Genomic DNA, 13,771 nt, shown 5'->3' with positions numbered 1-13,771 from the left:
CAGGCTGCTGATCGTGGACGAACTCGGCTACCTGCCGCTCGAGCCCGACGCCGCTCGCCTGTTCTTCCAGCTGGTGTCGCGCCGCTACGAGCGCGGCGCCATGCTGATCACCTCGAACAGGTCGGTCGGCGAGTGGGGCTCCGTCTTCGGCGATCCGGTGGTCGCCACCGCGATCCTCGAGCGGCTGCCGCACCACAGCCACGCCATCACCATCCGCGGCGACAGCTGCAGGCGCGGCGCGCGAAACCGACGAAACCGCATGACGGGGTGGGCCAGTTCCTGGTGTCGCCGCCGGGCCAGTTTCGGATGTTGCTTGATTTGGCTCGACGGCCAAGGCCGCAACCATGCGATCACGGTTGGCGAACTTCTCGGGTACGCACTGTCGGACAGGGCGAGCGCGCCACGGCGCGGGGTGGATATGGATGCGATCGAAGCCGACCGGACGCGGGGTTTCACCATCGCCACCGGCGGTGAGACGGCGATCCGCGAGGCCTTGCGGGAGGCGCAGGACCGCCGTCTCGCAGCGAGCCGGAAGGCGCACGCGAGCAAGGTCTTCGGAAGGCTCTGCCACTGGGCGCGCCAACGAGCGAACCGGACACTGCCGCTCGCCTGCCTGTCGCGCGACCACATCCTCGAGACGATGCCGGTCGGGGGAGACCGGGAGTTCCTCGGACTGCCCATCGCTGAGCGGCGCGTGCAAAGCGACACCAGGGGCGCGACCGCGTTCAGGCCGCTTGCGCATCGTCTGGCGAGGATTCATCCTGCCGATATGAATGACAACACCAAACGCCCCCGTCTTCGCATCCGCATCGTGTTTGGCGACGCCGAGATGATCGGCCCTGGAAAGGCCGAATTGCTGGAACGGATTGATTGCTGCGGCTCGATCGCCGCGGCCGGGCGCGAGATGGGGATGAGCTACAAGCGCGCCTGGGAACTGGTCGGGACGCTGAACGCGATGTTCCGCGATCCGCTCGTGGAAAGCACGCGCGGCGGGCAGGGGGGCGGGGGTGCGGTGCTGACGCAGGCCGGGCGCGAGGTCGTGGAGCTTTACCGCGCCTTCGAGCGCGAGTCGGCCGAGGCCGGCGCCGGGCGGCTCGCCGATCTGCGTGGCAGACTGAAGGATATTCCCGAAGGAAGATAACGCTTGCGCGGCGACGTGTCTTGCCGCGATATTTTCAGCGAAACACATCAGGAGGGAGTCGTCCATGCCGCTTGCCTTCGCCCATCGATATATTCTAGCGGCAATATCGACTCTCGTCCTGACCGCCGCGCCCGCTCGATCTCAGGACGAGCCGCCGGTCGTCGCCGCGGCGTCGGACCTGCAATTCGCCGTCGCGGAGATCGCCGAAGCCTTCACCGCCGAGACGCGCATCGAGGTGCGCCTCTCGATGGGCTCGACGGGGAACTTCGCCCGCCAAATCCGCGAGGGCGCGCCGTTCCAGATCTTCATGGCGGCCGACGAGCGCTTCATCGAGGAACTGCACCGCGACGGCTTTACGCGAGATGAAGGCGATCTTTACGCCGTCGGTCGGATCGTGGCGAAGGCGCCGCCGGGGTCCACGCTGACGCCCGACGGATCGCTCGAAAGCCTGCGGGCCGCGCTGGCCGAGGGGCGCATCACCCGTTTCGCGATCGCCAACCCCGACCACGCGCCCTATGGCATGCGCGCGCGCGAGGCGTTGCAGCACGCCGGGCTGTGGGAGGACATCCAGCCCTTCCTTGTCCTGGGCGAGAACGTGAGCCAGGCGGCGCAATTCGCGCTCTCGGGCAATGCCGAGGGCGGCATCATCGCGTTGTCGCTCGCGCTTGCGCCCGAAGTCGCCGCGCGGGGCAGCTACGATCTGATCCCCGAGGACTACCACGAGCCTTTGCGCCAGCGCATGGCGCTGCTGACGGGCGCGGGTCCGTTTGCCGAGGCCTTCTACGCCTACATGCAGTCCCCCCCGGCGCGCGAGATCATGGAGCGGTACGGCTTCGTGCTGCCCGAGGGGTGACGGGTGGACTGGGAGGCGCTCTTCCTGTCGCTGCGGCTGGCCGGCTGGACCGTGGCGATCCTCCTGCCGGTGTCCGTGCTGATGGGGCGGTGGCTCGCCTGGCGCCGGTTCCGCGGCAAGAGGCTCGTCGAGGCGCTGGTGATGCTGCCGCTGGTTCTGCCGCCGACGGTCTTCGGCTTTTACCTGCTGGTGGCCTTAGGGCGGAACTCGCCGATCGGGCAGGTCTGGCAGGACACCTTCGGGCATCAGCTTGTCTTCACCTTCGAGGGGCTGGTGCTGGCCTCGGTCGTCTTCAACCTGCCTTTCGCCATTCAGCCCGCGCAGCGCGGATTCGAGGCCATCGCGAGCGAGGTGCGCGAGGCTGCCGCCTGCTGCGGCATGTCGCCCCTGCGGTCCTTGTGGAAGGTCGAATTGCCGCTGGCCTGGCCCGGGCTTATGACGGCGATGGTTCTCACCTTCGCCCATACGCTGGGCGAATTCGGCATCGTCCTGATGGTCGGGGGCTCGATCCCCGGCGAGACCAGGACCATCGCCATCTCGATCTATGACAAGGTGCAGGGGTTCGACGACCGCAGCGCGGGCATCATGTCGGCGGTATTGGTGGCGATCAGCCTTTTCTCCATCGCGATAACCTTCGCCCTGTCGGCGCGCGTCGGCAGGCGTCTGGGATGAGGGGGCTTGGCTAATGGCGCTCGAGGTCATGGCGCAGGCCGACGCGCCTATCCCGCTGGGCGTGGCCTTCCGCGTGGAGCCGGGCGAACTTCTGGCGCTGGTCGGACATTCCGGGTCCGGCAAGACGACGCTCCTGCGCACCATCGCCGGGCTCTGGCGGCCCGAGGTGGCGCGGGTGACTGTCGATGGAGCCACGTGGCTCGACACCGCGGCGGGGGTGAACCTGCCCACGCACCGCCGCCGCGTGGGGCTGGTGTTCCAGAACTACGCGCTGTTTCCGCACATGACGGCCGCGCAGAACGTCATGGCGGCCATGGACCGGGCCGACCGGGCGGAGGCGGAACGGCTGCTCGATCTGGTGAACCTGCACGGTCTGGCCGCCCGCAGGCCCGCGCAACTCTCCGGCGGTCAGCAGCAGCGCGTGGCGGTGGCGCGCGCGCTGGCGCGCCGGCCGCAGGCGCTGCTGCTCGACGAACCCTTCTCCGCGGTGGATCGGGCCACCCGGGAGAAGCTCTACGGCGAGGTCATCGCGCTGCGCGCGCATCTGCAGATGCCGGTGGTGCTCGTCACCCATGACGTGAACGAGGCGCAGCTTCTGGCCGACCGCATGGTGGTGATCGAAGAGGGCCGCGTCATCCGCGCCGGCACGACGGCGGAGGTGATGGCCGATGCGGGCGCGCTCCGCGCCATGGGCATCCGGGAACTCGCCGCGATGCTGCCCGCGACCGTGGCCGAGCACCTGGCCGACGGTCTGACCCGGCTGGAGGCGCCCACCGGGCCCCTGTTCCTCCCCGCCGTGGAGGGGGCGCCGGGAGCCCGTGTCAGGGTCCGCATCGTGGCGCATGAGGTGATCCTGGCGCGCAGCCGTCCGGAAGGGCTGTCGGCGCAGAATATCCTCGCTGGGCGGGTCGCCCGGATCGTGCCCGGTCACGGACCGGGTGTGATGGTGCATGTCGCTGTCGGGGACCATGAAATTCTCGCCCGCATCACGCGTCGCGCGGCGGATCAACTCGCCCTGCAACCGGGCGAGACGGTCCACGCCATCCTCAAATCCATGTCCGTGGCGCGCGACCATGTCGCCCGCGCGCCCGATCGCCGACGGGCGGCGGAATGAACCGTATCCACAAACCCGTCCTCTCCTTCGGCCTCGGCGCGGCGGTCGGCACGGCGGCCGGGCTGATCGGGCTGGGCGGGGCCCAATTCCGGCTGCCCGCGCCGGTGGGCGCGTTGCGCTATACTGATACTGCGCGCGAGGCGGTGGCGCTCAACCTCGTGTCGAGCTTCATCGTGCTGGCGGCGGCGTCTCGCTTACCCGTCAGCCGCACCGCCAACCGGGACGCGGCCCACTGGTTCGACCGCCGTCGCGCTCATCGCCGAACAGTTCGAGCGCGCCGCAATCCCCGCAATGCCGCGCCGCGGGAAAATGACGGCCGACCGGGTCGCGGCCCTGGGCCAACGCCGTCGCGCCCGGATCGAGCAGGCCGTCGGGAAGATCAAGCGCTTCAAGCGCACCGCCCTGCGCTGCGAAAAGACGAGGACCAACGTCGAATCCTTCTTCGCCAGCGCCATCGGCTTCATCTTGAGCCAATTCGTCTGCACTGCCTGACATTCATCCTTGGATCGAGAACCTGCCGACCCAAAGGTCGGCAGGTTCAGATCGCGATGTCCCGAGGGACGGAATGCGTCGGGCCTCAGGCGCGGACCCTCTCCGGCCGCGCCGGCGCTGCGGCCTTCGCCGCAGCGATCCGCGGGTCGAGGGCGGAGCCGCTGGCCGGGCCGCGCAGGGGCTGGACCAACATCCTGTCGAGCCACAGGTCGCGCTCCGTGCGGAACTGCTCGACGCCGATGTCCATGCCCTCGTGGCCTTTCGCCGGCTGAGCGCGGTAGGTGCCGAGCAGTCGGTCCCACCAGGGCAGGTTGAACCCATAATTCGAGTTGGTCTCGACCGGATCGACCGAATGGTGCACGCGGTGCATGTCCGGCGTCACCACGAAGAGCCGCAGCACGCGATCCACGGGGCGCGGCAGGTCGATGTTGGCGTGGTTGAACAGCGCCGTGGCGTTCAGCAGCACTTCGAACAGCAGCACCGCCACGGCGGGCGGGCCGAGCGCCGCCACCGCCGCTAGCTTGATAGCCATCGATATCAGGATTTCGATGGGGTGAAAGCGCAGCCCGGTGGTGGCGTCGAAGTCGAGATCGGCGTGGTGCATCCGGTGCAGCCGCCAGAGCCCCGGCACGGCGTGAAACATCACATGCTGCAGGTAGATGGCGAGGTCGAGCAGCAGCATCGAGACGAGGATCGCGAGCCATGCCGGCGCGTCGACATTGTTGAAAAGCCCCCAGCCGCGCTCCTCCGCCATGACCGCGAGGCCGACGGCGAGGATCGGGAAGGTCAGTCGCAGGATCGCGGTGTCGAGGACGACGAGGGCGAGATTGTTGGTCCAGCGGATCACGCGCGGGATCTCGCGCCGGCGGCGCGGGGCCGCGACCTCCCACAGCGCCATGGCGGCGAGCACGCCGAGAAAGGCGGCGAGCCGGATTGCGGGCTCTTGGGCGAGGATCGTCTCCGACATGGCGGTCTTTCGGCCTCCGGGTTTCCATCCGGGTCGCGTCCACCGGCTCAGCCGACATTGCTCCGGTCGTCGCCCGGGAACAGGTGCGGCCGGGCGAGGCGCATGTCAACCGGCGCAGGGGCCGCGCTCCTGGGGGAATCCGCGCGCGTCGCCCGCGCCCTCGCGCCGATGGGCTCGCTCCGCGAGATCGCCGAGCGCCAGCTCGCCGGAGTCGGGCGCATTCCGCGCTGCCTCTCGGATGCGAGAGAGACAAGCCCATCTGACGCAGTGACTTCAACGGGCTAAGACGAAGCGGGCGGCGTCCGTCGCGACGCTCGCGTCAGCCGTCGCCGTTCAGGAAGTCCTCGAGGATGAGGCGGAAGAGCAGCGGCTTCTCGACATGCGCCGCATGCGACGCTCCCGGTATCACGGCGAGCGATGCGCCCGGCAGCGCCCTCCAAAGCTGCTCGATCTGGGCCCAACGATAGGATCGGTCGCGCTCGCCCCAGATGATCAGCGACGGCATGGTCAGTTCGGACAGGGCGGCGCGTCCGTCCCAGAGCGCCATCGCGTTGAGTCCCAGGCGCGCCGCCTCGGCGTCCGCTTGCGCGCCGATGGCGCACAGAGTCTCGAAGGCGGGGTCGGCCTCGCCATGCGCGAGCCATGTGGCGACGATCCGGCGGGCGGTCCGCGCCACGCCCTCGCGACCCAGCCGGTCGAGAGAAGCTTCGATCGGCTCGAAGCGGTCGGGCATGCAGCCCAGCGCGCCGGTGCCGTAGAGCACCAGCCGCTCCACGCGGTCGGGGATCGCGCGTGCGACCTCCTGCGCGATCATGCCGCCCATCGAATGGCCGACCAGCGCGAAGCTGTCGATCCCGCGGGCCGTCAGATCGGCGATCACATGCTCGGCGAACCGCTCGATCGACGCCGGGGCGGCAGCCTCGCGCGCGCGCCCGAAACCCGGGAGGTCCGGCGTCACCATCCTGAACCGCGCCGAGAGCGCCTCCTCCAGTTCAGACCATTGCGCGGACCCGCCGAGATAGCCGTGCAGCAGAACGACCGTCGGCCCCGCCGCAGTCGCCCGCCGCGTGCGATCCGCCCCGCCGACCTCCGCCAGCGTCATCGCATCCGCTCGGGCAGCCAGAGCGCCGTCTGCGGGACGGCGATCAACACGGCGATCAGCAAGAGCAGCGCGCCTATGAAGGGCAGGCAGCCGCGGATCACCTCGCCGATGCTCACCTTGTCGCGGCTGATCCCCTGAATGACGTAGAGGTTGAGCCCCACTGGCGGAGTAAGCACTGCGATCTCCATGGTGACGGTGTAGACCACGCCGAACCAGATCAGGTCGAACCCCGCCGCCGCCATCAGCGGAAAGATCGTCGGCAGAGTGATGAAGGTCATCGACACAGGTTCCAGAAACATCCCCAATAAGACGTAGAACACGAGAACCAGCGCCAGCACCGCATAGGGCGACAGGTCGAAGCCGAGAAAGAGCTGCGTCACCTCGTAGGGGACCCGGTAATAGGTCAGCACGAAGCCGAACAGCGTGCCGGCCGAGAGCAGCAGGCCCAGATAGCCCATCGTGCGCATGGTCGCGAACAGCGCGTCCTTGAAACCCCGCCACCTGAGTCCGCCGACGCCGAAGGCGAGGATCACCGTCAGCAGCGCGGCCACCGCCGCCGCCTCGGTCGGCGTCGCGATGCCGCCGTAGATCGCCACCGTGATGACGAGGGCGATCAGCGCGATCGGCCCCACTGTCGCCGCGATCCGGAGGACGCCCATGCGGCCCGCCCGCTCGCTGTCGGGGATGTCGTCGGGGTAAAGAACGCCCCAGATCAGCACGACGACGCAAAACAGCGTCGCGAGCACCAGACCCGGGATCACGCCCGCGATGAACAGGTCGCCGATGCTCTGGTCGGTGACGATGCCGTAGAACAGCAGGATCAGGCTCGGCGGCAGCAGCACCGAGAGCGTCCCGCCCGCCGCCAGCACGCCGGAGGACAGCTCCTTGCCATAGCCCAGGCGCAGCATCTCGGGCAGCGCGACCCCGCCGATGGTCAGCGAGCCCACCATCGACGAGCCCGAAACCGCCCCGAACCCCGCGCAGGCGCCGATCGAGCCATAGGCGGCCGAGCCGCGCACCCGCACGCCCTGATGCAGGAACCGGTAGAGCCGCGGCCCGATCTCCGACCGTCCGATCAGCTCGCCGAGGAACACGAACAGCGGCACGGCCAGCAGGATGTAGTTGATCCAGACGCTCCACAGCTTGAGCTGCGAGGAGACGAGCGAGGTCTGGAAGCTCTGGATCTGCCACAGGAAGGGCAGCGACGCCGCCGCCAGCGCGAAGGGGATCGGCAGGCCGAGGCCGATCAGCAGCACCAGCAGTCCGAGCAGCCCGAGCCCGACTTCCCACCATTCCATCGCTCAGAACTCCCGCGCGGGCGTCAGCGCGGCGCGCAAGAGGCGCAGCGCCGCATAGACGGAGAAGAGGATCAGCGAGGCGGCCCCCGGCGCCCAGAACGCCCAGCGCGGCCAGAGCAGGATCTCCGACGACGCCCCCGACCCGAAGGCGCGCACGGTCGCATTCGCCGCCGCCAGCGCGAAGAACGCGCCGACGCCGAGCATGAGCGCGAGATTGAGGATCGCGACCGCCTTGCGCGCGCGCTGCGGCAGGCGGTCGGTCAGCAGCGTGACGCGCGGATAGGCGTCCTCGCGCAGCGCATAGGCGAGGCCTGCGAAGGCCACCGGGAACAGCAGCAGCGCCGTCGCCTCGGTGACCATCCGGTCCGGCGCTCTCAGCGCGTAGCGAGTGAACACGCCGTAGCTGATCCACACCATCTGCACGAGGATGATCCCCGCCCCGGCGGCGGCGAGCCAGACCACCAGACGTTCGGCGCTGCGGATCGCGCTGTCGAGTTGCGCCATGCAGGCCCCCCTTTCTCGAGCGGTCGGGCCGGAGAGGGGCGCGCCGCCCCTTGCGGACAGCGCGCGCCCCCCGGCCCCGGCGGTCAGCGCGCGTTGGCGGCGAACAGGTCGAGGATCGCGCGGGCCTTCTCCGGCCCGCAGGCTGCCTCGACTTCGCTGTTCCACTTCGTCTGCACGCTCCCGAGCAGCGCCGCCCGCTCCTCGGCGCCGAGCGACACCGCCGCGCCGCCGCCCGCCATCACCGCATTGCCGACGCGTTGATCGACCCACGCCTCGTAGCGGGGCTTCAGCCAGGCTTCGGTCTCGACGGCGGCCTCGGTCAGGATCGTCTGCTGCTCGGGGGTCAGCGAATTGAAGACGTCGGCGTTCATCATGTAGATGATGTTGCCGTAGAACAGGCTTGCGTTGACCATGTAGGGCATCACGCTCCAGAGCTGCCAGCTCGAATAGGTGGCGACGCCCATGTTGATGCCGTCGACCACGCCGCGCTCGGCCGACTGGAACACTTCGCTCGGCGCCACGAATACAGGCGCGCCGCCCCAGCTCTCGATCATCATGCTGACCAGCGGCCCGATGGAGCGGACCTGACGGCCCTTGAGGTCGCCGAGGCTGGCGATCGGCTCGTCGAACCACCACTCCTGATCGTAGGAGTAGTTCGAGTTGAACAGCGGCACGAGCCCCGCCGCGGCGGCTTCGTCGCGGATGAGGTCGGCATAGGCGGCGTCCATCGCGATCTGGTTCTCCAGATCGACCGCGGCCGGATAGAGCGAGGTGACGCGGTAGCAGGGCAGGCGCGAGTCCGCCGGGATCCAGCTGACGTCCGACACCCCGCCCTGCAGCGCGTCCACGCCTTCGGACCATGCGTGCAGCGTCGCGGAGGGGAAGATCTGAATTTCCACTTCGCCGCCGGTGCGCTCGGCGACGAGCGCGGCGAAATGCGCGAAGCCTTCGTGGCGGATGTCGATCTCGTTCACATAGGTGGAGAGGCGGATCGTCGTCTTGGCCGCCGCCGGCAGGGCGAGGCCCATGGCGAGGCCCATCGAGAGGCACGTGGCGAGGCCTCCCGAAAGGGCGGTGGCGCGAAGAGCGGTCTCGAACGTCTGCGTCATTTCGGAAACCCCGTTGATATGTCGCGCGGTCGTCCGGGAAGGCCTCCCGGCGCCGGCTGTGGGCCCTGCTGAGGGCGGGACGGGCCGAGCGTAGGCGAGTCGATCCGGCGGACGCCAATGCTTATGTTTCAAAAAATCATTCCGATCGCGCATAGTTCGGCGCGTCGCATGAAATCGGCGCAACGGCCTTCCCGGGAGGGCGCGATGGACACGACCTGGCTGATCGACTTCGTCTGCCTCGGCCGCACGCTGAACTTCTCGCGCGCCGCGGAGGAGCGCAACGTCACGCAATCGGCGCTCAGCCGGCGGATCAAGTCGCTGGAATCCTGGGTCGGGGCCGCGTTGGTGGACCGGTCGAGCTATCCGGTGCGGCTGACGCCTGCGGGCCGGCAGTTCCTCGCCACGGCGCAGGAGACGCTGGCCCAGCTGACCGATGCGCGCCAGGCGATCCGCGCCGCCGACCGCAGCAAGCTGCCGCTCCAGCGCATCGCGGCGCTGCACGCGATCTCGCTCAACTACCTGCAGCCGCGGCTGGCCGGGATGGAAGCCGCGATGCCCGCCCTGCGCACCCGCATCCTGTCCGACAGCATGGCGGCCTGCTGCCAGCTGCTCACCGATGGCGCCTGCGAGTTCCTGCTCATCTACCGCAACCAGCACGTCGCGCCGAGCCTCGACGAGACGCGCTTCGCCCGCAAGGACGTCGCCGTCGAGGACCTGATCCCGGTCGCCCGGCAGGACGCGGCTATTCTCAACGGCTGGACGCTGGGCGGCCCGGGCCGGGCGCCCGTCCCCTTTCTCGCCTACGACCCCGACACATTCCTCGGCGCAGTCGTGGACCGCACCATCGGCCAGCGCGACACCGCGCTCGACATCCGCTACATGGACGCGCTCGCCGAGGCGCACAAACGCCGCGTGCTGGCGGGGGGCGGCGTGGCGTGGCTACCCGCCCTGTCGATCGAGGCGGAGCTCGCCTCCGGCCAGCTCGTGAAGATGGGTGGGCCGAGCTGGGTCGCGCGGTTGACGATCTCGCTCTTCTGCTCGCCCGACCGCCTCGACCCGGTGGGACGCGCCCTATGGGATGCGTTCTGAGCCGCCCGGACTGGCGGAGGCCCCGAGGATCACCTCCCACCCCCTGCGGGCGGTCTCGCGCCCCGCGCCGCCGAGGCGGATCAGACGGATGTCGAGCGGAAGGTCGGGCCCGGCGTCGTCGGGGCGCCGCAGCCGGCCCGCCGCGAGGTCCTCGGCCACCAGCGCCAGCGGCAGCCAGGCGACGGCGAGACCGTCGAGCGCGTAGCGATAGGCCGCGAGCGTCAGCGCCGTCTCGGCGCGTCGATGGGGAACGACGCCCTCGGGAAGCTCGCGCCACAGCTCGCCCACCAGCGCGCCGAAGAACACCTCCGGCGGATAGGCCACCACCGGCAACCGCCCGTCGGGGCGCCGCCACAACGCGGGATGGGCGACCGGGATCAGCCGGTCCCCGCCGATCGCGCGCTCCTCGAAGCCCGCGGCGGTCTCGGGCGCGCCGCCCGCCCTTGCGTAGCTGACTGCGAGATCCGCGGCCCCGGAGAGCAGCATCACCAGACAGTCGTCGCGGTTGCCCGACCGGATGCGCACGGGCTCGAACCCCGCCTCCGCCAGCGCGCGCACCAGCGCCGGCGACACTGTGGCGCTGATCGCGTGCTGGCAGGCCAGCGTGATCGAGCCGCCCCCCGCCGCCAGTTCGGCGGCTTCCTGCAACAGGCTCGTCTGGACTTGCAGCGCCCGACGCAGCCCCGGCTCGAGGCTGCGCGCCGCCGGGAGCAGGGCGACCGGCTTGCGGCGGCGGTCGAAGAGGGGGCCGCGCAGCGCCGCCTCGATCGCGTCGATCCGCCTTGTGAAGGCGGATTGGGTGACGTTGCGCGCCTCCGCCGCCCGCGCGAATGAGCCCGCGTCGATCACGGCGAGAATGTCGGCGATCCAGTCATGGCGCATCGCTTGCCCCCATCATGCGCAAACCGCAACTCACGATGCATGATTTCGCGTCGATCCGAAATCTCCAAGGTGCTAAGTGGCGTTCTCGTCAAGTCGGGAGCCGCCGCGATGCCCTCCGCCCGCCAGAAAGCCGCCTGACCGATGCGCCGTCTCGCCGACGCGCTGGCGGCGATGCGCGGCGGGGCGACGGCCCCGATGGCGCGGGGCGTCCTGCTGGCGGGCGTGGTCGCGGCGACGGCGGCCTTCCTGTCCGAGAGCTACGGCGCGCCGGTCATGCTGTTCGCGCTGCTGATCGGCATGTCGCTGCACCAGCTGGCGGACCAGCCCGCCTGCGCCGAGGGCGTTGTCTTCGCCTCGCAGAGCCTGCTGCGCTGGGGCGTCGCGCTGATGGGTCTGCGGCTCGGCCTCGACGACGTGGCGCAACTCGGCTGGGCGCCCGCGCTCGCCACAGGCGCGCTGACGCTGGCCACGCTCGGGGCGGGGGTGGCGCTGTCCTACCTGTTCGGCCGGCGGCTCAGCTTCGGGCTGCTCTCGGGCGGGGCCGTGGCGGTCTGCGGCGCTTCGGCCGCGCTCGCCATCGCCAGCGTCCTGCCCCCGCGCAAGGATCGCGAGGCCGACACGCTGCTCGTGATCACCGGGGTGACGCTGCTTTCGACCGTGGCGATGGTCGCCTATCCGATGCTGTTCCGCGCGCTCGGCTTCGGCCCGACCGAGACTGCCTTCCTGATCGGCGCGACCATCCACGACGTGGCCCAAGTGGCGGGCGCGGGCCATTCGGTCAGCCCCGAAGTCGGCGTGCTCGCGACCTTCGTGAAGATGCTGCGCGTGGCGTTGCTGCCGCTCGTTCTCGTGATCGCCGCGCTCGCAGTGCGCAGCGGCGGCGGCGCCTCGATGCGCCCGCCCTGGTTCCTGCTGGTGTTCGCGGCGCTCGCGGCGCTCGCCAACACTGGCCTCGTCCCCGGCTGGGTGGTCGCGCAGGGCGCGGCGCTGTCGCAAGGCTGCCTGCTGGCCGCCATCGCGGCGCTCGGCCTGCGCACGAACCTCGCGCGCATCCTGGAGGTGGACGCCCGCTATGTGGCGATGCTGGTCATCCTGACGCTCGTCCTGCTGGGCCTCGCCCTCGGCTTCGCCGCGGCGACCGAGTTCTGATCCGCCCGCGCGGCCCCTCAGATGTGGTGCAGGATCTTGGAGAGGAACTTCTGCGCCCGCTCGCTGCGCGGCGCGCCGAAGAACGCGTCCTTGGCGGCGTCCTCGACGATCTCGCCGCCATCCATGAACACCACCCGATGCGCCACCTTGCGCGCGAAGCCCATCTCGTGAGTGACGACCATCATGGTCATCCCCTCCTGCGCGAGCTCCACCATCACTTCCAGCACTTCGTTGATCATCTCGGGGTCGAGCGCGGAAGTCGGCTCGTCGAAAAGCATGGCGATGGGGTCCATCGCCAGCGCGCGGGCGATGGCGACGCGCTGCTGCTGGCCGCCCGACAGCTGGCCGGGGTGCTTGTCGGCCTGATCGGACAGGCCGACGCGCTCGAGCAGCGCCATCGCCTTGGCCTGCGCCTCCTCTGGCGAGCGGCCCAGCACTTTCTCCTGCGCGAGCCGGATGTTCCGCGCCACCGTCATGTGCGGGTAGAGCTCGAAATTCTGGAACACCATGCCGATGCGCGCGCGCAGCTTCGTGAGGTTGGTCTTGCGGTCGCCCACCGAGACGCCGTCCACCGCGATGGCGCCCTTCTGGAAGGGCTCCAGCCCGTTCACGCATTTGATCAGCGTGGACTTGCCGGAACCGGACGGCCCGCACACCACCACCACCTCGCCCTGCGCGACGCGCGTCGAGCAGCTCTTCAGCACCTGAAAGTCGCCATACCACTTGCTGACGTCGCGCATCTCGATCATCGGGCGAATTTCCTCTGGAGGCGGCGGACATAGAGCGAGCCGGCGAAGCAGATGACGAAATAGACCGCCGCCGCGAACAGATACATCTCGATCAGCCGGCCCTCGTTGCGGGCGACGATGGTGCTGGCGGTCATGAAATCGCGCAGCGAAACGACGAAGACGAGGCTGGTGTCCTGAAACAGCACGATGGCCTGCGTCAGCAGCACGGGCGTCATGTTGCGGAAGGCCTGCGGCAGCACGATGAAGCGCATGGTCTGGCCGTAGCCGAGCCCCGTCGCATAGCCCGCCGCCACCTGCCCGCGCGACACGGACTGGATGCCGGCGCGCACGATCTCGGCGTAATAGGCGGCCTCGAACAGGGTGAAGGCGATCAGCGCCGAATAGAACCCGCCCACGGGCCGCCCGATCATCAGCGGCACGAGGAAGAAGAACCAGAAGATCACGAGGATCAGCGGCATCGAGCGGAAGAAGTTGATGTAGGCGGCGGCGATCAGCGACAGCGCCCGGTAGCCCGACAGCCGCATCAGCGCGAGAAACACCGCCATCACGATGCCGCCCGCCGCCGCCAGCACGGTCAGCAGCAGCGACAGGCCGAGCCCCTGCATCAGGAAGGGCAGGGACTGGACGATCACGCCGAGGTCGAAATCCAT

The 13,771-nt window shown here is 69.6% G+C and carries 15 protein-coding genes; 7 read left to right on the top strand and 8 right to left on the bottom strand.

Annotated elements, in window-relative coordinates; all coding sequences use genetic code 11:
* The 5 genes from V7Q31_RS10810 to V7Q31_RS10790 form a co-directional block, all read left to right on the top strand.
* Positions 1 to 1,141, top strand: a 1,141-nt coding sequence (locus V7Q31_RS10810; protein WP_333833867.1) for an ATP-binding protein, incomplete at its 5' end; no start/stop codon positions are given.
* A 64-nt stretch (positions 1,142 to 1,205) separates the two neighbouring features.
* A complete protein-coding gene (gene modA / locus V7Q31_RS10805; protein ID WP_333833866.1) occupies positions 1,206 to 1,994 on the top strand; it encodes a molybdate ABC transporter substrate-binding protein in 789 nt (262 codons plus the stop codon).
* Between the two features lie 3 nt (positions 1,995 to 1,997).
* Positions 1,998 to 2,666 (top strand): molybdate ABC transporter permease subunit, encoded by a 669-nt coding sequence (gene modB / locus V7Q31_RS10800; protein ID WP_333833865.1) that lies wholly within the window; start codon positions 1,998 to 2,000, stop codon positions 2,664 to 2,666.
* 13 nt (positions 2,667 to 2,679) lie between these two features.
* Positions 2,680 to 3,780 (top strand): molybdenum ABC transporter ATP-binding protein, encoded by a 1,101-nt coding sequence (gene modC / locus V7Q31_RS10795; RefSeq protein ID WP_333833864.1) that lies wholly within the window; start codon positions 2,680 to 2,682, stop codon positions 3,778 to 3,780.
* A gap of 309 nt (positions 3,781 to 4,089) precedes the next feature.
* The gene (locus V7Q31_RS10790; RefSeq protein ID WP_333833862.1) at positions 4,090 to 4,272 is read left to right on the top strand and encodes a hypothetical protein; all 183 of its coding nucleotides are present in this window, start codon (positions 4,090 to 4,092) and stop codon (positions 4,270 to 4,272) included.
* 85 nt (positions 4,273 to 4,357) lie between these two features.
* On the opposite strand, the gene V7Q31_RS10785 is transcribed toward V7Q31_RS10790, so the two are convergent.
* The 5 genes from V7Q31_RS10785 to dctP form a co-directional block, all read right to left on the bottom strand.
* A complete protein-coding gene (locus V7Q31_RS10785) occupies positions 4,358 to 5,239 on the bottom strand; it encodes a sterol desaturase family protein (RefSeq protein WP_333833860.1) in 882 nt (293 codons plus the stop codon).
* Between the two features lie 319 nt (positions 5,240 to 5,558).
* On the bottom strand, positions 5,559 to 6,341 hold the full coding sequence (locus V7Q31_RS10780; protein ID WP_333833859.1) for an alpha/beta fold hydrolase: 783 nt from the start codon (positions 6,339 to 6,341) through the stop codon (positions 5,559 to 5,561).
* The gene (locus V7Q31_RS10775; protein ID WP_333833858.1) at positions 6,338 to 7,639 is read right to left on the bottom strand and encodes a TRAP transporter large permease; all 1,302 of its coding nucleotides are present in this window, start codon (positions 7,637 to 7,639) and stop codon (positions 6,338 to 6,340) included. Before V7Q31_RS10775 ends, V7Q31_RS10780 begins: the two co-directional genes overlap by 4 nt.
* Before the next feature lie 3 nt (positions 7,640 to 7,642).
* On the bottom strand, positions 7,643 to 8,143 hold the full coding sequence (locus tag V7Q31_RS10770; protein WP_333833857.1) for a TRAP transporter small permease: 501 nt from the start codon (positions 8,141 to 8,143) through the stop codon (positions 7,643 to 7,645).
* A gap of 83 nt (positions 8,144 to 8,226) precedes the next feature.
* Entirely contained in the window at positions 8,227 to 9,252 is a 1,026-nt protein-coding gene (dctP, locus tag V7Q31_RS10765) for a TRAP transporter substrate-binding protein DctP (RefSeq protein ID WP_333833856.1), read from the bottom strand.
* 204 nt (positions 9,253 to 9,456) lie between these two features.
* Between dctP and V7Q31_RS10760 the strand changes: the two genes are divergently transcribed.
* On the top strand, positions 9,457 to 10,341 hold the full coding sequence (locus V7Q31_RS10760; RefSeq protein ID WP_333833855.1) for a LysR family transcriptional regulator: 885 nt from the start codon (positions 9,457 to 9,459) through the stop codon (positions 10,339 to 10,341).
* Here the strand turns inward: V7Q31_RS10760 and V7Q31_RS10755 are convergent.
* Entirely contained in the window at positions 10,324 to 11,223 is a 900-nt protein-coding gene (locus tag V7Q31_RS10755) for a LysR family transcriptional regulator (RefSeq protein ID WP_333833854.1), read from the bottom strand. The genes V7Q31_RS10760 and V7Q31_RS10755 overlap by 18 nt on opposite strands.
* A gap of 141 nt (positions 11,224 to 11,364) precedes the next feature.
* Here V7Q31_RS10755 and V7Q31_RS10750 point away from each other — a divergent pair, with 141 nt between their 5' ends.
* Positions 11,365 to 12,372 carry a YeiH family protein gene (locus tag V7Q31_RS10750; RefSeq protein ID WP_333833852.1) on the top strand — a complete coding sequence of 336 codons (1,008 nt, stop codon included), beginning with the start codon at positions 11,365 to 11,367 and terminating at the stop codon, positions 12,370 to 12,372.
* A 17-nt stretch (positions 12,373 to 12,389) separates the two neighbouring features.
* Here the strand turns inward: V7Q31_RS10750 and V7Q31_RS10745 are convergent, their stop codons facing one another.
* Positions 12,390 to 13,121, bottom strand: coding sequence for an amino acid ABC transporter ATP-binding protein (locus tag V7Q31_RS10745; RefSeq protein WP_333833851.1), 732 nt, complete (start codon positions 13,119 to 13,121; stop codon positions 12,390 to 12,392).
* A complete protein-coding gene (locus V7Q31_RS10740) occupies positions 13,118 to 13,771 on the bottom strand; it encodes an amino acid ABC transporter permease (RefSeq protein ID WP_333833850.1) in 654 nt (217 codons plus the stop codon). Before V7Q31_RS10740 ends, V7Q31_RS10745 begins: the two co-directional genes overlap by 4 nt.

This window comes from Rubrimonas sp. (assembly GCF_036788415.1).
Lineage (GTDB): Bacteria > Pseudomonadota > Alphaproteobacteria > Rhodobacterales > Rhodobacteraceae > Rubrimonas.
Note: the sequence above shows the minus strand (reverse complement) of the source record. Positions and strands in the feature narration are given on the sequence as shown.